The following is a 19869-nucleotide window of genomic DNA, read 5'->3' as shown; positions in this document are numbered from 1 at the left end:
GAGCCTGAACCAATTTCTGAGCCTGAACCAATTTCTGAGCCTGAACCAATTTCTGAGCCTGAACCAATTTCTGAGCCAAGTCGAAATGATTCTCAATTAGATTCTCAAACTAATGACCCACGTGTTTTGTTACGTTGCCCACCGCAAGAGCTTACAGGGGAATGGACACCAGAGAAATGGGACTATTGGTTACAAGAGGCTCGTGAAAATAGCAACCTTGCGCAAGATGAGTTGGCACTTGCTCGTCAAGGTATGATGACAGGTAGTTGTAATGGCAATGCAATATTTGTGACGGGTGTAGATAGCAGGCACTTGCAAACCACCTTTCAAGCGCTGGCCGCAAAGCTACAACAGCAGTTTCCTAAGGCAGATATCAGTTTGCAAGTAGACAGTAGTGTGATGCAAGATGAGAATAAAACCCCTGAACTTCGTCAGCGTCAACGCGTCGCACAAGCCACTTCAGTTGCGGAAACCATGCTACGTGAGTCACCTGTCATGCAGTATTTGTCGGCTCGTGGTGAAGGAAAAATGGGTAAGGTCAAGCTCACTTAGTCGCTAATATATCGTTCTTAGTACTTTAATTTTTTAAAATAGACAATAATTATCTATCTTGTGCAATTTAGTTATTACAAATTTTTAGATTAATCTATCCCTACTATTGTTTCTTTAAGCTACAAGAAATTCCAAATTGTTTGCATCTTGAATGTTAATCTTTATTAAATAGTTTGCTGGCTTATTTCAAATAACAAAAGACACTGTTTAAAAATAGCGTCTAACAACAAATTATCATAGTCAAACGCCAACGTATTGATATTATTTGTTTTTATATTTAGCGATGAATGGTTTTCCTGATATGAGATAATATGAAAAATATATAAAATCCGATATACTGATTAAGTTATATTAACAACCAGAAAGTTTATCAGGTGAGACTATGTTAGATAATTTACGCGGTATGGCTGTGTTCGCCAGTGTGGTCGGACATGGCTCTTTTAGTGGTTCGGCTCGTGAGCTTGGTATCACGACTAGTGCAGTTAGCCAACAAATCCGATCACTAGAAAATGAGCTAGGTGTGGTGTTATTACATCGCTCCACACGCAAGTTAAGCTTGACTGAAGCCGGTGAAAGTTTTTATGAAGCGGCAAGAGATGTCGTTAGTGCTGCAGAGCAAGGTAGAATTAAAGTTAATCAGTTGCGTGATGAATTGGCAGGTAGTTTGCGTATTGCTACTACGCCTGAGCTTGGCGTCAATCACATTTTGCCAGCGTTATCTACATGGATGGCGGCGCATGACGACTTAATTATCACTTATCTTGCAGACAATCATTATATTGATATGATTGATGAGCGCATTGATATTGCGATACGTATGAGCCCGACGATTAATGACTCTACGTTAAGTAGTCATCCTTTGACAGACGTACGTCAAGTGCTGCTTGCATCACCACAGTATTTACGTCAGCGTAAAAAACTTGAGAGCCCAAAAGATTTAGCTATGCATCAGCTGATCTGTATTGACATCATGAAAGATGCTAGCCAAGTCGAGCTTACCCAGACCGAAACTGGCAAAAAAACGCGTACCAAGATGAACTCTCGTATACACACCAACAATGTCTTTATGGCTACTACTTTGGCTAAAGAAGGTCATGGTTTGGTTAGAATGATGGAGAAGGATGCTAAAAAAGAGTTAGAAAGTGGCGAATTGGTTGAAGTATTGACTGGTTATCAGTTACCAAGCTTTGTATTATATGCAGTCACTTTAAATCGCGAACAGCAACCGGCAAAGATTACTCGCTGCTTAGAAGTTTTAAAGAAATATTTCCACGCTTGCTAATGGTCAATAAGCGTGAAGTTATAGAGACAAAAGAGCCCTGAATACATAATATTCAGGGCTCTTTTGTCTCTAGCGCTGCGTCGAGAGTATTACAACACTGATTCAAAATAAGGGCTTTAGCAAATCAAGTAGGCGATCAACGACTTGCTGGCTTTCATTACGGCTGATATTCAATGGTGGTAATAATCGTATAACGTGACCACCTGTGACATTGATGATTAACTTGTGTTCATCGCGTGCAAGATCAACCAGCTGACTACAGTCCATAGTATCAGGTAGAGCAATACCTATCATCATTCCAGCGCCGCGACTACTGACATCATATTGTTGCAATTCGTCGGTTATACTTTTACGAATGAATTGACCTTCGGTTATCGCGTTTTCCATGATGCCGCTATTTGCTAATACATCGTACACACTATGCACTACGCGACTTGCAAGCGGTGTACCGCCATAAGTAGAACCATGACTGCCGGCGCCAAATAAGCCGTTAGCGCGTCCGCGTACCATACATGCACCTACTGGAAAGCCATTACCAAGGCCTTTAGCAGTGGTTAGGACATCAGGGCGGGCGCGACTGTGTTGATAAGCAAAGTATTTGCCTGTACGGCCATTCCCTGTTTGTACCTCGTCAATCATGAACAGCCAGCTGTTAGCGTTACATTGCGCTTGCAGCTCTTCTAAATAGCTAAATCCATTGGCTGCGGTATTGAGACCACCTTCACCTTGGATGGGCTCGACAAATATGGCACAGATATCATCATAGTCTTGGGCCGCTTGTTCGATAGCTGCAATATCACCAAATGGCACACGAATAAAGTCATCATCTAAGGTATAGAAACCTTCACGGGCTTTAGGATTAGCAGTTGCTGATAACGATAGTAAAGTACGGCCATGAAATGACTGTTCCATCACAATGACTCTTGGACGCTTAAAGCCTTGCTGATGGGCGTAGATACGCGCCAGCTTCAGTGCCGCTTCATTGGCTTCAGCACCGCTATTGGCAAAAAACACACTGTCCATTTGTGCTGCAGTACACAGTGCTTCTCCTGCACGCTCTTGCCAGTCGATACCAAACAAATTGCTGGTATGAATTAAAGTGGCGGCCTGCTGCTGAATAGCGTTGGTAACCTGCGGATGACAATGCCCCAAGCCGCACACTGCAATACCTGTGAGCGCATCTAAATACGGGGTCTCATCTTTGGTATAGAGCCAACTTCCCGAACCATGGGTGAAGCTGATCGGTTGACGATTATAGGTAGGCATCAGATAAGTAGCTGACATGCAAAACATCCTTAAGATGATAAGTGAGTAAAAATAAAAGGTATGGGCTATAGTTCGTCAGAAAAAGGGGTGGTTTCTGCAGGTAGAGTATAGTCTTCATTTGCCCACGCGCCCAAGTCAATCAGCTTGCATCGACTACTACAAAATGGCTTATATTTATTATTCTGCCATGTTGTTTGAGTGTCGCAACGCGGGCAAGGATAGGTCTTAGGGGGAGTGTTAGGGGTCGTTTCAGTCATAATAAAGGTAATAGTATTCTCAAATTTATTAGTATCAACAATATGATTAGTCAATAGCAAAGTGCAAGTTTATCTATTTTACATATCTTGGGCTATGTTACAATTGATAGAACGTAAAGCGTTACTCACTGTCGCTATATTACTATTGACTTAAATTGCCTATATAATAGCATGTGGCCGGATAATGGCAAAAGACAAATGCTTTAGGGACAGTATATGACTAGAAATATTGAGCTTACGCATCAGCAAAAGCGTGCATTTCAACCACAAAAGCTCTCAGCACCGCGCAACTTTATCATCCCAAACATTATAAAAGATAATAATAGCAACACTCTTTTGGTGTTAGAGATCGGAGCAGGGAAGGGCAAGCATGCACTAAGTTTTGCTGCCTCACATCCTGATAAGCATCTGATTGCTATTGAACGCACACGCAATAAATTTGAAGCCTTTACCAAGTTATTTGAGCAACAACTGCCAGATAACCTAACACCCATCCACGCTGATGCTATTGCATGGACTGTACATGCGCTCCCGCCCAACTGTTTGACGAGTATTTACCTGCTTTACCCAAACCCAGAACAGCACAACCTTAACCAGCAATGGCTCAATATGCCTTTCTTTGAATTTTTATTATCACGCTTGCAAGTAGGGGGGACAATCATTCTGGCAACCAATATCGAAACCTATATGGACAACGCCGTTCAGCAGGCGACGACTGTTTGGGCATTACCTAACAGTCTTCATAAAATAGCTATTGAGAGTCAACGTACTCATTTTGAAGTTAAGTACTTAGCTCGTGGTGAAACATGCTGGGAGCTAACTATGACAAAGCCTCAAGGTTACAAAACAAGGTTTGATACTTGGTATGCATCAACAAGCAATATCAATAATACAAACAAATAGCCTAGGTAAGTATTAACACGTATGAAATCAGATAACCTTATAATAATTACCTATATAAAATAGCCTAAGTAGAAAAATTATCAAACAGAAAACCGCTACAAAAAAGCGGTTTTCAAAATTTAAATATCAATAAAATTATTATAAAAAAGGTTTTACCAGTTTTTCAGAATCAGTATGAGCGTTAATGACCGTTAAAAACGTATAAGCCCCGATAAATTTACGACTAATAAACATAAACTCTTTTGGAGGTAAATTAAATTCGAACGACTGAATTGCTTGAGTAGCACGTTCTGAGATACGTGAATGGAGTTTACTATTGGCCCAAATATAACGTTTTCTTTCATCTAAACAATCTGCCGGTATATTAGGATTCGCATCAGGATGACTAAAAGGTTCTGTCGCAAGTAAGAATAATGAGGCAATATCGGAGCGAACTTTGTCACTCATCGTATTAAAAAACTCATAACCCGTCATACCTTCTACCATTGCTTGATGATCATGATGATAGCCTGCGCGTAATAAGTTACGTGCAATAGTTAATAAAGTATTATCAAACTGCCTGATAGCGCCAAAGTCTAATAAGATAAGTTTATCTAACTCTTCAACGTTATCACTAATACGCACTAAGTAATTACCAAAATTTGGATCAGTTTGCATCTCGCCCCAAACGAATATCTCCTGCATCATAACTTCTATCGCTGCTTGACCAATAGCATTACGTCGTTCATGCGTTACCAATTGCAGTGCTTCTGAGGTGACAGAGACACCAGGCTCATAAGTCATACACAGCAAACGCTTACTTGAATAGTGACGATTAATCTTAGGTACGACATAGCGAGGATCATCAACCAAACGACTGTAGAAACGTTCTGTCGTTGCAGCCTCAGTACTGTAATCAACTTCATTGTGGAGTAGGTCGCGTATCTCTTCAAACCACGTATCAAGCGCACGTGTTTGTGGCACGACATTACTTACCTTTAATAAGCGTTTAAACAGTGCAAGATCAGAGTCGATTGCTTCTGCCACACCGGGGTATTGAATTTTTAGTACGACTTGCTCGCCAGTTTCTAATACCGTTGCACGGTGAACTTGAGCAAGGGAGGCAGTGCCAATAGGAACCGTATCTACTTCAAGCTCATTTAGTTTGTCGCCTAATATATGCTGTAGGGTCTGTTCTATCTTTGGCCAAGTGAGCGTTGCTGTGTCATCATTAAGTGTTTGCAGTGCTTTGGTGATTTCTGGCGGTAATATATGCTCACCATACAACGCCAACATTTGACCAATCTTAACCACTGAGCCTTTTAATTTACCTAGCTCTTCTGCAACATAGTTCGCTTGCGCCTCCATAAAAACTTGATTGCGTTTCGAGCGTGCCTGCTTGTCCAAAAATATACCAGACATACTATTACCTGCCCAGCGACGACCAATATTTAAAGAGGTTTTAGCAATCGATAATCGACGTTCAAACCCCGAGGTTTTTAGAGTGTCGATTGATTGCTTATTGTTGTTAGACGATCTAGACGTATCATGTGCCATAAATATAACCATTCATCAGGTTGTACTGATTTGCGGGTTTAAGACTAACAATACAAGGGACATGCAAGGTTAGTATACAAAGTCGTACTGACCCATAGGTCATAGCACGAATGAAAATACTAAAAACACCCCAGCTCATATTTAGGCTGGGGCACAAACCACATAGTTTATTAGTAGAGCAAAATATTGTGACAAAATATACTGTCTTGAATATAAGTGAACCTAAGACTGCTCACGTGCAATAGCATGATGACCTATATCACGGCGATAATGCGCACCATCAAAACTAATAGCAGCTGTCACGGCTAGTGCTGCTTGCTGTGCGTCTAAAATGCTATCCGCTAAAGCCGTCACGCATAATACACGGCCACCGTTTGTAATCACTTCTTTTGCATTGTTATCGTTGTTATGACTTACTTTTTGTGAATCAATGGTAGTGCCATCTTGAGAAAATGCGGTACCAGCATGAAAGACTTTGACCAAGCTGGTATTATCGGCATCCAACTCTGGCAAGCCAGCAATCACATCACCTTTCGATGAGCTTTCAGGATAGCCTTTAGAGGCAAGGACGATACCAAGAGCAGGGCGCGTGTCCCATTTAGCTTCATGAGGCAGATGACCTGCCAGCCCTTGAGCGATTAAGTCTATCATCGATGACTGCAAACGCATTAAAATAGGCTGCGTTTCTGGATCACCAAAACGGCAGTTAAATTCAATAACATAAGGGTCGCCTGACTTATCAATCATCAGACCTGCATACAAAAAGCCAGTATAAGGATGACCTGCGGCTTTCATAGCATCAACCACTGGCTGAATCACTTGCGCCATCACTTTATTATGCACGTCTTGGGTGACCACTGGTGCTGGAGAGTACGCGCCCATGCCACCTGTATTAGGGCCAGTATCGCCTTCATAAGCACGCTTGTGATCTTGGCTGGTCGCCATCGGTAAGATATTGTCACCATCGATCATACAGATAAAGCTGGCTTCCTCGCCTTGCAAAAACTGCTCAATCACCACGCGACTGCCAGCATCACCGAACTTATTGTCCGCCAGCATATCATCGATAGCTTCATGGGCCTGCTCAATAGTCTCAGCCACGATGACGCCTTTACCAGCGGCTAAACCGTCTGCTTTGATGACGATCGGTGCGCCTTGCTCATCGACGTAGGTTTTGGCAGCAGTAGCATCGGTAAAGCCTTGATAAGCTGCGGTTGGGATGTTGTTCTGAGCCATAAATTCTTTGGCAAAGGTCTTTGAGCCTTCTAACTGGGCGCAATAAGCAGTCGGCCCCCATGCTTTGATACCAGCGTCACGGCAAGCATCGATAATACCTGTAACCAATGGAGCTTCAGGACCAACGATGACCATATCAATGGCATTGTTTTGGCAAAATTCGATGACAGCACTATGCTCACTAGCGTCATTATTGGTAGATTCTAGGACAACATTTTGGCATTTGGGTTCCAAAGCAGAGCCAGCGTTACCAGGTGCGACATAGACACGCTGCACATTATCATCTTTGGCACACTGCCAAGCCAATGCGTGTTCGCGACCACCTGAGCCGATCACCAAAATATTCATCATACATCTTACCCTTAATTAAGCGTTAATAGCGAATCAATGAAGTACTGTTAAACATACTGCCGTATTCTAACAAAAAAGTCTCACTCATTGCCATTCGTATCCATCTGTTAACCTTACTCCATGCAGCATTCTAATAAGAAATCGACACATAAACCTTGGCTTTGAATTCTATTCAGTCAAAATTTGTTCAATATTATTTTAACAACAGCGTAGAATATCTATATAAAAGAATATTTAAAATTTATTACCATCAAATTAACGATATAATGAACAATTATCTTATGAATAAAGGTTATCAAGACAATACGTATACATGAAATAATTTTTTACACTTTAGCTATGCTGATAGGTGCGTTACAATTCAATAGACTAGCGTGGTGTACAAGTCAAGGATGTTTATGCACTAGGGTAATTCTTCAATCTGAACAATAAACTTTGGATAGGACAGAAATAAGGTCACGCCTTAGTGTGTCAAACAAAAACGTAATCGACAATTAATCAAAAAAATCAAACTTATAAAAAGGACAAATGCTATGCCCAATTCTCTTGGTATCACAAAAGAGCGTATTGGCCAGATAAGTGATATTGCAACCAGTTATGTGCAAAAAGACAAATCACTACTTGATCACTTTATCAACAGCTATTATCGACCGCTGCATCATGAAACTGCGGACGTCATAAGTGATGCTGATTTAGCAGGTATGGCATTGCATCACTTTACGCTACTAAAAGCCTATGAAGGTAGTAAGCCGCAGTTAGCGGTTTTTAATCCTATCGCTGAAGAGCAGCATTTTCATAGCTCGCATACTGTTATCCAAATGGTGGCATACGATCGTCCATTTTTGGTAGATACGATGCTTATGAGCCTTGAAGCTCAAGGAATCGATGTTCACCGTACTTATAATACAATTATTAGTGTAAAGCGTGACGAAGACGGCCATCTGACCCAAGTCGATAATGCACATGAAAGTGCCACTTCTCATATGTCGCTCATTCACTGCGAGATTGCCTATCAAGATGATGGCGAACTAGATGCGCTACATCAGATACTTTTAGACAAAGTTGATACGCTTGATACCGTGGTTGGCGACTGGAAAGAGATGCGCTCGCGTTTGGCCGATATCAAAGTTGAGTTGTCACAAAAACCGTTGCCAGAGGTCTTTTATTCTCAGCAAGAAATCCAGGCATTTTTAGATTGGATTTTAGATGATCATTTTATCTTTTTAGGCTATCGAGAATATCGCCTTGAAGGTGGCAACTATATTGACGTTACTAATACGTCTGCCGAGAGTAAACAGGGTGGTACCAATAAAGACGCGGACCTAGATTTGTTTGCGATCGGTAATAGTGGTCTTGGTCTACTACGAGGTGCTGCAGAAGATAAGCTATCTGAAAGCTTTGATAGACTACCAAGCGAGCTCAAGCAACTTTTGACTGAACCACGTGTACTTATGTTGTCTAAGTCAAGCCGTGTATCACCTATCCATCGCCCAGTCTATATGGATTTTTTGGGGATTCATAAGTTTGACGATAATGGCAGACTAGTCGGCGAGTATCGCTTTATTGGTTTATTGACCTCACAAGCCTATCAGCTTACGGTACAACAAATCCCACTATTACGTGAAAAAGCCAACAAAATCATGGCAATGGCTGACTTACCACGTGCAGGCCATGCTTATTATAAAATGATGCACGTCATCAACACGTTACCACGCGATGATTTGTTTCAAGCCAGCGTTGAAGAGTTATATCCTATCGTCTCTGGTATTAGCCAATTACAAGATAAAAAGAGTCTACGCTTATTTAGCCGTATCGACCATTATCAACGTTTTGTGTCGTGCTTGGTTTATATTCCGCGCGATAAATTCAATACCGAACTGCGCATTGAAGTACAGCAAGTATTAAAAGATGCTTATGGTGGCACCTCATCTGGTTTTACTACCGAATTCAATGAATCTGAACACGCCCGCGTACATGTGCACGTACGTACGGTACCAGGCCAAGTTAATGAGGTAGATACAGCGGCACTTGAGTCCGAGCTATCAGCACTCATGCAATCATGGAGCGATCATTATCAAAAAATGCTGCTTGATAATGTCGGTGAGCAGCAAGCCAATGCTCTAAAGCGTCGCTTCTTAAATTATATTCCTGCAGCTTACGAAGAGCGTTTTGATGCGCGTACTGCGGTTGAGGATACCAAGCGTCTGGCAAGCTTGAACGATGAGCAGCCCATGATTTGGCATTTATACCAATCAACAGGAGATGCAGGTAATCAGTTGCATCTAAAACTGTACGGCCGCAATCAACCAGTGATTTTATCTAAAGTACTACCGATTCTAGAAAACTTCGGTGTGTCAGTTATCTCAGCACAGACATATGAGTTTGACTTGCCAGATCAGCCGATCTGGATGCAAGAGTATGAGCTAATCCTAGAAAACGTCAATACTGTCAACATGCAAGTGGTACGTGGTCAGTTTGAGGACAGCTTAAAACAAATTTGGGCTGGGCGCGTTGAGAGTGACTCTTTTAACGAGCTGGTATTGATTACCAAACTAGACACTTATGATGTCGTCGTATTACGCGCATTGTCTCGTTATATGATACAAGCAAGAGCGCCATTCTCTAGTGCCTACATCCAACAAACGGTCGTCAAAAATAATGCAATCAGTGTGGCATTAGGCAGTCTATTCGATGCACGTATGAATCCTAAATACAGCGAAGAGGAACGCAATAAGAAAACAGCGCAGATTGAGCAGCAAGTTACAGCAGCATTGGCAGATGTAGATAGCCTAGATGAAGATCGTATCTTACGTTGGTACTTGGACCTTATCAAAGCCATGGTACGTACCAACTTTTATCAAACTGATAGCGATGGCCAACGTAAAGACCGTTTATCGTTTAAGTTCTTGGCAGCAGACATTCCTAATCTGCCCAAGCCTAAGCCTATGTTTGAAATCTTCGTCTATTCGCCGCGCGTAGAAGCGGTGCATCTACGTGGTGGTAAAGTGGCACGTGGCGGTCTGCGTTGGTCAGATCGTATGGAAGATTTTCGGACCGAAGTGCTCGGTCTGGTCAAAGCGCAAATGGTCAAAAACGCTGTTATTGTCCCTGTTGGTTCCAAAGGCGGCTTTATAGTCAAAACCAAAACCATGGCAGATGGTCGTGAGGCCTTTCAAGCCGAAGGTATCGCCTGTTATCAGACGTTCCTACGCGGTATGCTTGATGTAACCGATAATATCGTTGATGGAAAAATTGTCCCGCCAGCCAACACTGTGCGTCATGATGAAGATGATCCATACTTGGTAGTAGCTGCCGATAAAGGCACGGCAAGTTTTTCTGATATTGCTAATGCTTTATCAAGCGAGTATAACTTTTGGCTTGATGATGCCTTTGCTTCAGGAGGCTCAGTTGGTTATGACCACAAAGCCATGGGTATCACAGCGCGTGGTGGTTGGGAGTCGGTCAAGCGTCACTTCCGTATGCGCGGCATGGACATCCAAAACCGTGATGACTTTACTGTAGTCGGTATCGGTGACATGAGCGGTGATGTATTTGGTAATGGTATGCTGAGATCCACCCATACCAAGCTGGTCGCTGCCTTTAACCATCTACATATCTTTATCGATCCTAATCCAGATACTGCTACTTCTTATGTCGAGCGTGAACGCTTGTTTGAAATGCCACGCTCGACGTGGGATGATTATGACAAATCGCTTATCAGTCAAGGCGGTGGTGTATTCTCGCGTCAAGATAAGAGCATTGCCATCAGTGCTGAGATGAAAGCGCTGTTCGATATCAGTGAAGACAACCTTGCACCAAACGAGCTTATCACAGCATTGATGAAGTCACCTGTTGATCTCATCTGGAACGGTGGTATCGGTACGTATGTGAAAAGTGAGGACGAGAGTCATGCCGATGTGGGTGACCGTGCTAACGATGCCGTACGTATCAATGGTAACGAGCTACGTACGGCAGTCGTCGGGGAAGGTGGTAACTTAGGCTTTACTCAGCAAGGCCGTATCGAATACGCGCAAACAGGTGGCCGCATTTATACTGATGCTATCGACAACTCAGGTGGTGTAAACTGCTCAGATCACGAAGTTAATATCAAAATCTTACTTGGTAAAGTAGTCGAGCAGGGCGATATGACCTTAAAGCAGCGTAATGAGCTGTTAGAGTCTATGACCGATACCGTAGCAGAGCTGGTACTGCGCCAAAACTATTTACAACCACAAGCGATTGAGCTTAGCCACATTCGTGCGGCAGCCAATTTAAGTGATCATCAGCGCTTCATTCAAATGTTAGAAGGTGAAGGGCGTCTGGATCGCGCGATTGAGTATTTACCATCAGATGAAGAGATTGCCAAACGTCAAAAAGCAACTACTGGCCTGACCAATCCGGAGCTAGCAGTCGTCATGGCTTATGGCAAAATGTGGGTGTATGACAACTTGTTGTTGTCTGATTTGCCAGATGATCCGTACTTCGTCAATGAGTTACGTAAGTACTTCCCTGATGAGCTGGCTTCACGCTTCTTTGATGAGATGACTGAGCACCGCTTGCATCGCGAGATTGTCAGTACTTATCTGACCAATAGTGTGGTTAACCGCTTAGGTATCGAGGCTCTATTCCGTCTTTATGAGGAAACAGACCAATCGTTGGCAACCATCATTCGTGGCTATGCGATTAGCCGTGATGTCTTCAATGTATCAATAGCATGGAAAGCGCTTGAAGCGCTAGATAATCAGATCGATGCAACACTGTTGTTAAACCTTGAGCTACGTCTACGCGATGCGCTTGAGCAAGGTGTTGTTTGGTTTATCAATGCCTTTGGGCAAGACTTGCAAGTCGCTGACATGATTAGCCGCTTTAGAGATAGTGTCGAGAAATTAACCAAGTCAGGCGGGTTCATTGAGCAGCAATTTGCAGAGTACTTGCAAGAAGATGCCACAAGCTTAATGCAAGAGGATCTGACCGAAAGTGATGCGACGATGTTTGCTATGTTGCCTTATCACGTTGATGCCCTTGATGCGGCGTTACTGGCTGAGCAATATGAACGTCCTGTCGATGAAATTGCAACACTATACTTCGAGGCGTATCACGTCTTGCAGTTAGATTGGATGATGGATAATATTGCCACTTTACCGCAGCACGACTACTGGGATCGCCGTGCACGCCACGCCTTAGTAAATGAGCTATCACGTAGCTTGCGTCTACTAATGGATGCCTTATTATCAAAACCAGATGCCAAGCAAGCCTTTAGCGAGTGGCGTTCACGTCATCTCGATCAGCTAGGGTCTGTCGAGACGGAAATGCACAAGCTCGATGAGCTCTATAGTGGAGATGAAGATGGACAGGTTGGTTTATCAACATTGTCAGTACTGATGAGTGAGCTTAGCGGCTTGGCTACTAAGTAGCGCTCTAAATGCAGACTACAAAGTGTAGGCTGCTTAATAGAATCGCTTGAATCAGCAAAAGTTTTTAAAATAAAACCCCACCGTTATGGATTAGCGGTGGGGTTTTTTATTGTGTAGGGCATATACTTATTAAAATCAAAAAACAGTAAAGCTGATAAAGTAAACGCTTAGTCCAATTTAAGCAATGTATTTAGACGCATCATTTCGCCATTTTTTTCAAGCCAGACTTTATCCGCGTCATCACGATAGTTATCAAACTGTGGCTCTAATACGACATTGGCTTTATCGTTAATCAAACCAATCTTGCCAGCTTGCTTATAAGTATAAAGTTGGTGATATAACAGCTTTCTAATGGGCGCGTCCGAAGAGAGAATCAGTTTGCCATTGGCATCAATAATTTGGGCGCTCTTGATATCGTCTTGAATATCTTCGCTCATGCCAGTAGCTGTGCTACCAGTGATTAAAGTACTGCGCAGAAAAAGCAGGGGGTTTACACTACTATTAAAAGACTCAATATGTTGGTTGGCTGCTAGTGGAATGATGACATCGTCATTCTGGTCAATAAGCGCGGTCTTGTTTTGCAGGCTGACTTGTAAATACAAAGGCTCGCCCGTACAAGCGTTCAGCGGATGAATTGCATCATACTGCGGCATTACAGCCCAATAACCTCTGTCATCGAGCAGTCCAGTCAGCCCTTTGTCCTTAGTAACTGTAAAGAAATTTTGGTCATAATCAGAATCGTAGTGTGCGTGCTGGATACGAACACTAGCTAACGGATAAACCCAGTCACCATGACGATTGATGATGCCTTGTTTAGTGGCATTGCTGGCATTGTCTGAGATGTTAACACTGACAATAAAGCTGGTCGCAATACCAGGCTCTGTTTGAATCTCGTCATACTTAAAAGGCACGATAATCTTGCCAGCGGCATTTGATACGCCATATTTTCCGTGCTGTTTGGCAAGCAAATAAGAGTCCATCAATATATAAGCATCGGTCAAATTGTCTAGGATGACATTACCATTTAGGTCTTGTAGCTGCTGCGTATCATTGTCTTGTTTGACTAGCTTGCCAGCGAATTTATCATTATTTTCGATACGCTCAAAATAGCTATTGGGTAAGTAACCGGCACAGCTGATGGTAGCGTGGGCAGGGGTGAGTGTAATGATAGAGCCGGCAGACAAAATAGATATCCATGTTAAGAGCGCTAATTTGTTAGTCATCGCTATTTCCTCATTATCATACCTTTAACGACTGTCTGAATTTACGAGGCTTTTTCATCGGTAGAATTGGTAATTCGGCGACAGCCTTGTCCGCTGATTTGACTAAAGCCGCCAGAGAGTTTGTCGACCTTGATCTGGGTTAGAATGCGCTCTTTTAGGGCTTGTACGTGGGAGATAACCCCAATTAGCTTGCCTTCTTGTTGCAGACTAGTCAAAGTATCGAGCGCAATATCAAGTGAGTCCTCATCGAGCGTGCCAAAGCCTTCATCCAAAAATAACGAGTCAACGCGGATATTATGACTGGCCATCTGTGACAGTCCAAGCGCGAGTGCTAGGCTGATAATAAAGCCTTCGCCACCAGAGAGGTTTTTGGTACTGCGAATATCGCCGCCTTGATAGTTGTCAATGACATTCAGCTCAAGAGGGCTGTTTTCATCGCGAATGAGTAGATAACGATTGCTCATTTTTTGTAGTTGCGCGTTGGCATGCTTGATCATAATGTCAAAGGTAAGACCTTGGGCAAAGGTACGATATTTTTTACCATCAGCTGACCCAATGAGCGTATGTAGCTGTTGCCAAACTTGTAGTTTTTGTTTTTGCTCATCAATCGCAATGAGCTGTGCCGCTTGTTCACCTTTACGGTCGTCATTATCCTTGAGCTTTTGGTCAATCGCACCGATTTTTTGACTTAACTCGTCAATATCTGTTTGTATTTGCTGATGCTGACTTGCAAGCGTTTCTCGGTCTTCATCAGTCATAGGCGTTGCAAGTTTTTGCTCTAACGCTTGCTGAGTGCTGTCCAACTGCAACTTAGCTTGATGCAATGCATTGTCAATCGCCAATTTACGTGCGTGTAGTGCTTCGCGTTCTTCTTTCGGCAGACGGGCACTCACAAAAGCAGCTTCATCGACGAACTGTGACTCTGCGAGTAAATCCGTAAAGGTGCTTTGCTGCGTATTCAGTGTGGTAGTCGCCGACTGTAACTCTGCTGCTAGTTGCTCCTCTCTAATCTTTAATTGCTCTAGAGCCTGCTGTACGGAATCTAGTTGCCTTTGTGCTACTACTTGCTTGGTTTTAGCTGCATCAACCGTACTACGTAATTGAGTCTCTTCATTGTCTGTATCTTTATCTGCAAAAACCTCTGTTCTATTTTGCTTTAATTGTTCGATAGCGTTTGCTTTATGAGCGATTAAGCGCTCTAGCTCTTTGAGCGCTGTGTCATCATTGCTCAGCTGTGCTTGCTTGGTTTCAATCTGCGCGCTCAAACTGCTTAAGGTATTGGTTAGCTGCTGTTGGCTATTTTTCTGCTCATTAAATTGTCGTTTTAACTGGTTTAAAGTGCTGCGCTGTTGACGTAATTTTTCAATGTGACAATTATAATCTGCGCTGTCCATTACCGTTTGCTTATTAAAACTATTATCTAGTTGCTTAAGGGCATCAGATAAGTCTGCCGCATTGAGCGCTATAGTTGAGTTTAAGTGCTCTTGATATTTATCCGCTGGGTATTTATGCGTTAGAGATGAAACGGTAGTCATAATGGGCGCTAGCTCTGAGAAATTAGCGGCGATCTTATCTTTTATTCCATCAACTTTTTGTGAGTTAAGCTTGATGTCAGTTGTTAAATTATTAATATCGTGACTGACTGCACGTTGCTGTTTTTCATCAGCTTCGATAGCAGTACTGAGCTTTGCCGCACTTTCAGTTAGGTTGTCATATTCGACCACTATGGTTTTCAGAGACTGTTTATGTTCAGTCAGGTTGTGTTTGGCAGTGTCTAATAAAGATAAGCTATGATCTATATTTGTGATGGTCGCATTGATATCATCACCTATCTTATTAAGAGGATTGATAATTACTGCGATTGCTTCAGAATAGTTATTTTTAGGCTCAAATAGTACGGCTATGTTGTCCTGAATATCTCTAAATAAGGTTGTGGATTGCTGCTGTAGGGGCGCTAGTTGTCGCTCTTGGTTGTTCAGCGTCTCTTTTTTTGTGGCATATTCGATATTGTATGTTGATAGAGCCTGCTCAAGGTTATCAATAACGGTCTCTAGTTCCGCTATTTGCTGCTGAGTTTGTTGCGTCTTAGTCTGTTTTATTGTGGACGACTGGTTTTGCTCGACATTGTCATCGATATTATTACTGTCTAATAATGGATGATGTTTACCGTAAGGATGTTCCAGCGCACCGCATAGCGGGCAGGGCAAGCCATCTTCTAGTTCTGCTATGTAGTCCTCAAGCCCAGCGACCTTCTGTAGTAAACTCAGATGCTCTTGCTTTTCTTGCCTCTTGAGCTTAGTGTCTTGAATATCTGATTGATGATCAGCAATCAATCCTGCTAAGGTCGTTAGTTCCTCGGTTAGCGTTGGTAGCGAGAGGTTGGTCTTTTTGATTTGGCGAGCAAGATCGGATAGCTGCTGTAGCTTAAAGCTGGCTTGCGCAATCTGAGTGTTGATCTGATCCACTTGCTCTTGCTCGCCGCGCATACTAGCAAGCGATTGTTTTTGGGTAAGTGCGTCTTGCTGCTGTTGTACGCTGACCAATTGCTCGCGTTTTTGCTTAATTAACAACACATCTGCGTCTTGTTGCTTAGATAGTTTATCGAAATGAGCTTGTAGCTGGCTGGATTGATTGTCATGCGTGAGTTTATCCGCCGCTAAGCTGACATTATCTTCTAGCAGCGCCTTTAATCGGCGACAGCTGCTATCAAAGGTCGCCATATCTGTATCAAGATCATTTAGCTCTTGATAATCGCTAAAATACTTCTCTATACTACTAAATTGATCTCTGATCTCTTGTTCTGTTTGCTTGTGGCTGTCTATTTCTTGACGTAATCGTTGCGTATTATTGACTAATACATTTTTACGTCGATCATCATCGGCTAAAGAATGAGATTGCTGTTTTATCTCAGCATCCAACTCGCGCGTTTTGGCAATGATAGGCAGAGTGGCTTGCAGATTGTCTGTAGCTTGCTTTTCAAGCCCATTAACGCTATTTAGATGGGTCGTGGCTTGTGCAAGCGCTGCTTGTTGAATTGGAGTCTTACTGAGCAAATCCTGTTGTTCAGTACCCAGCCGCTTGACCATATCACGGCTATAACTTAACTCTCGGAAGTGGCTGTTAATCTCCAAGGCTTTATTAGCAATATCTAGGCGCTGTGCTTCTGGGTTAAAGTCTGTCTGTATCTGCTGTGCTGCTGCAAACTCGGTCTGATAGTTCGACAGATTTTTTTGTAGCTGCCCAACACTATCCAGCCACTGCAGTTGCTCACTCAGGGTTTTGAATGTTTGTCGCTGTATACTTTGCTGTTGATTAAGGGTCTCTAATTCTGCTGCCAGTAGCTTTTCATCTTCAAGACTTAATAATGATAAGCTATTAACGCCCGCTTGTAGCTTACCAAGCACTTCTTCTTCAAAGCGTTTCTTTTCATGTACGTTCAACGATATTTTTGCATAGATAGCAGTGCCCGTTATTTTCTCTAAAATCGCTGCTCTATCGCCAATATCAGACTTTAAAAACGCGGCAAAACTGCCCTGTGCTAGCATGATAGAGCGGGTAAATTGATTGAAATCCATGCCGATAAGGTCTTGAATATAGGCGGATGTCTTAGACTTTTTCTCTTCTAAAATCTTGCCGGTTTTGACCTCACTAATCTCATGCTTAATCGGTAATAGGTTGCCCTTGGCTTTTTTGTGGGCGCGATGCTGGTACCAGTAGCACTGATAACGCTTGGAATCTATTTCGATAATAACTTCTGCCGAGCATTCACCCGTACCTTGGGTCATTATTTCGTTCGTTGAGCCGGTAATATCACCCAATCTTGGCGTTTGACTATAAAGTGCTAAGCAAATCGCATCCAATATGGTGGTCTTGCCAGCACCCGTCTGCCCAGTAATGGCAAAAATGCCTTCATTTAAAAAAGCGGAATCACTAAAATCAATGTGCCATTCGCCTTTTAGGGAGTTCAAGTTTTTGAGTCGTAGTTCTATCAGTCGCATGGGCAGATCTTATTTTTATATAGAGCAGTGATAAAGAGAATAGTGATGAAAAGTGAAGAAGTTGTTGGCTGGCATCCAAAATGCGCTGCTATTATTCAGCCTCAGTGTCTTCATGACGCAAGTTATAAACGATTTGATCATACGCGTCACGTAAGGATGATTTTTGCTCATCAGGAATATTGTGAGCAATTAAGCAGCGCTCAAATACTTCTTCCTCATTTAAATCTTGTAGGGTCTCAGAGATTTGCTGTTGGTTCAAAACTTTATTATAAGTACGTGTGTTTTTTATTTTTAATACCTCACACGGCAAGCCATCTACCATCATCTGAATATGTTCACGCAACTCGCTGACCACGTCATCACCCGTATAAATAATTTCAAGCCAAACGGCTTCTTCTGCATCAAGAGCTTGGATGGTTTTATCAATAGTCTTATTAATAGACTCCAAATCACCTGAAATTTGCGCCAATTTTTGAAATTTTGGAATAAGTAGGGAGATGACCTGCATTTGACATAAATTATCATGATGTAGTAGTTGAGAGGTTAAAGGGGAGGTTACTTTTAAGTTGATATCAGTTGAATTATTATCAATAATACTCTGCGTAGCACCTGTCTGAGCTAACCCTTCTTCAACCGTGCTTTCTTCCTTTACATCACTTTCTACTGAGTCATCAAAGCCAAACAAGTCATCCATAAAATCAGTTGCCTGACCTGCTACTTTTTTAGCAGCTTTTTCTACCGATTTCTCAATCTTGGTCACTGTATTGGTGAGCTGAGGCATACTGCTTCCAGCGGTACTATTTGACGTTGGTTTTTTATTACTAAACTCATTTTCTACTGCACCAAACTGTACCAGCAATACTTGTTTTTGTTGCTTAGCCTCACCAAAACCCATGGCGATAGGCGAGCCTGAATAGCGAATGCTCTCACGACCACCAACACGCTGCGGGACATGCAAATGCCCAAGTGCCACATAGTCAAAGCTTTCATCAAACATATCAGCGGAGATCTTGCCAAGTGAGCCGACATAAAGCTCACGCACACCATCATCTTCAGTAGTCGTACCACCTGCTGCGAATAGATGCCCTGTGGCAATGATAGGAATGTGACGCTGGTTTGCTTTGGCTAATTTAGCCTGCTGAGCCTTAGCAATGCTAGCGACTTCATCATAATGAGCGCGAATACCTTTGATAACGTTAGCATCTTTGCTATCCATCGACTCACCAGCGCTACTGCTACGGACATCACGATCACGCAGATAAGGCACAGCGGCGATGATGCAGTGCGGCGCGCCGTCTGTGTCATCTAATACCAAGACCTCATCGTTTAAGTCCTCGCAAGCGGTGCCGATGACATGGACGTTTAAGAACTTAAGCACATGACTTGGTGCATCCAAAAAAGTCGGAGAGTCATGATTGCCTGCGACGATGACGATATGCTGGCAGCAGGAGCGTGAGACTCGGCCCAAAAACTCATAATACAAGGCTTGTGCTCGGTTACTTGGTGTCATGGTGTCAAAGATATCACCAGCGACAATCAGCACATCTACGTGTTGCTCGCTAATAGTGGTTTCAAGCCAGCCCAAAAACGCTGCAAACTCATCATAGCGCATACGGCCATACAGCCTGCGCCCTAAATGCCAATCTGAGGTATGTAAGATATTTAGAGGTTTAGTAGGCATGGATTTGGTATCAGTAGGTGTGGACATAGTTGAGCTTAAAGGCAATGAGTAGAAAGCATTCATTCTAGCAAGAATTACTAAGCTTTGCTCTGTTACACGCGCATAAAAAAGCCCTGCCAATATCTTATCGGTAGGGCTATATTAGATTTTAAAAACGCGACGTCAGTAAC

The 19869-nt window shown here is 42.8% G+C and carries 10 protein-coding genes and 1 pseudogene; 4 read left to right on the top strand and 7 right to left on the bottom strand.

Annotation, left to right across the window (positions count from 1 at the left end; genetic code table 11):
* Positions 1–552 (top strand): annotated as a pseudogene (locus BTV98_RS13760) (DNA polymerase III subunit gamma/tau); the annotation flags it as partial.
* A 382-nt stretch (positions 553–934) separates the two neighbouring features.
* The gene (locus tag BTV98_RS06790; RefSeq protein ID WP_075103231.1) at positions 935–1834 is read left to right on the top strand and encodes a LysR family transcriptional regulator; all 900 of its coding nucleotides are present in this window, start codon (positions 935–937) and stop codon (positions 1832–1834) included.
* A 102-nt stretch (positions 1835–1936) separates the two neighbouring features.
* On the opposite strand, the gene BTV98_RS06785 is transcribed toward BTV98_RS06790, so the two are convergent.
* Together BTV98_RS06785 and BTV98_RS06780 are read right to left on the bottom strand one after the other, a co-directional pair.
* Positions 1937–3118, bottom strand: coding sequence for an aspartate aminotransferase family protein (locus BTV98_RS06785; RefSeq protein WP_075103230.1), 1182 nt, complete (start codon positions 3116–3118; stop codon positions 1937–1939).
* A 47-nt stretch (positions 3119–3165) separates the two neighbouring features.
* On the bottom strand, positions 3166–3357 hold the full coding sequence (locus BTV98_RS06780) for a DNA gyrase inhibitor YacG (protein ID WP_075103258.1): 192 nt from the start codon (positions 3355–3357) through the stop codon (positions 3166–3168).
* A 216-nt stretch (positions 3358–3573) separates the two neighbouring features.
* Between BTV98_RS06780 and BTV98_RS06775 the strand changes: the two genes are divergently transcribed.
* The gene (locus tag BTV98_RS06775) at positions 3574–4260 is read left to right on the top strand and encodes a DUF938 domain-containing protein (RefSeq protein WP_075103229.1); all 687 of its coding nucleotides are present in this window, start codon (positions 3574–3576) and stop codon (positions 4258–4260) included.
* Between the two features lie 138 nt (positions 4261–4398).
* On the opposite strand, the gene BTV98_RS06770 is transcribed toward BTV98_RS06775, so the two are convergent.
* Complete coding sequence (locus BTV98_RS06770; RefSeq protein WP_058368861.1) at positions 4399–5796, bottom strand: AarF/ABC1/UbiB kinase family protein; 1398 nt, start codon at positions 5794–5796, stop codon at positions 4399–4401.
* Positions 5797–6018: 222 nt separating this feature from the next.
* On the bottom strand, positions 6019–7380 hold the full coding sequence (gene purD / locus BTV98_RS06765) for a phosphoribosylamine--glycine ligase (RefSeq protein WP_058368860.1): 1362 nt from the start codon (positions 7378–7380) through the stop codon (positions 6019–6021).
* 536 nt (positions 7381–7916) lie between these two features.
* Here purD and BTV98_RS06760 point away from each other — a divergent pair.
* A complete protein-coding gene (locus tag BTV98_RS06760) occupies positions 7917–12797 on the top strand; it encodes an NAD-glutamate dehydrogenase (protein ID WP_058368859.1) in 4881 nt (1626 codons plus the stop codon).
* A gap of 167 nt (positions 12798–12964) precedes the next feature.
* On the opposite strand, the gene BTV98_RS06755 is transcribed toward BTV98_RS06760, so the two are convergent.
* The 3 genes from BTV98_RS06755 to BTV98_RS06745 form a co-directional block, all read right to left on the bottom strand.
* Positions 12965–14020: a WG repeat-containing protein gene (locus BTV98_RS06755; RefSeq protein ID WP_058368858.1), complete on the bottom strand. Its 1056-nt coding sequence runs from the start codon at positions 14018–14020 to the stop codon at positions 12965–12967.
* Between the two features lie 41 nt (positions 14021–14061).
* Positions 14062–18018: an AAA family ATPase gene (locus BTV98_RS06750; RefSeq protein ID WP_058368857.1), complete on the bottom strand. Its 3957-nt coding sequence runs from the start codon at positions 18016–18018 to the stop codon at positions 14062–14064.
* 91 nt (positions 18019–18109) lie between these two features.
* Positions 18110–19726 (bottom strand): exonuclease SbcCD subunit D C-terminal domain-containing protein, encoded by a 1617-nt coding sequence (locus BTV98_RS06745; protein ID WP_256713855.1) that lies wholly within the window; start codon positions 19724–19726, stop codon positions 18110–18112.
* Positions 19727–19869: the final 143 nt, after the last annotated feature.

The organism is Psychrobacter sp. Cmf 22.2, assembly GCF_001921745.1.
Lineage (GTDB): Bacteria > Pseudomonadota > Gammaproteobacteria > Pseudomonadales > Moraxellaceae > Psychrobacter.
This window is presented reverse-complemented; position numbering and strand designations above follow the sequence as displayed.

Coding starts and splice junctions, on each gene's coding strand:
- BTV98_RS06790 (WP_075103231.1), top strand. CDS start 935: ATGTTAGATAATTTACGCGGTATGGCTGTGTTCGCCAGTGTGGTCGGA.
- BTV98_RS06785 (WP_075103230.1), bottom strand. CDS start 3,118: ATGTCAGCTACTTATCTGATGCCTACCTATAATCGTCAACCGATCAGC.
- BTV98_RS06780 (WP_075103258.1), bottom strand. CDS start 3,357: ATGACTGAAACGACCCCTAACACTCCCCCTAAGACCTATCCTTGCCCG.
- BTV98_RS06775 (WP_075103229.1), top strand. CDS start 3,574: ATGACTAGAAATATTGAGCTTACGCATCAGCAAAAGCGTGCATTTCAA.
- BTV98_RS06770 (WP_058368861.1), bottom strand. CDS start 5,796: ATGGCACATGATACGTCTAGATCGTCTAACAACAATAAGCAATCAATC.
- purD (WP_058368860.1), bottom strand. CDS start 7,380: ATGAATATTTTGGTGATCGGCTCAGGTGGTCGCGAACACGCATTGGCT.
- BTV98_RS06760 (WP_058368859.1), top strand. CDS start 7,917: ATGCCCAATTCTCTTGGTATCACAAAAGAGCGTATTGGCCAGATAAGT.
- BTV98_RS06755 (WP_058368858.1), bottom strand. CDS start 14,020: ATGACTAACAAATTAGCGCTCTTAACATGGATATCTATTTTGTCTGCC.
- BTV98_RS06750 (WP_058368857.1), bottom strand. CDS start 18,018: ATGCGACTGATAGAACTACGACTCAAAAACTTGAACTCCCTAAAAGGC.
- BTV98_RS06745 (WP_256713855.1), bottom strand. CDS start 19,726: ATGTCCACACCTACTGATACCAAATCCATGCCTACTAAACCTCTAAAT.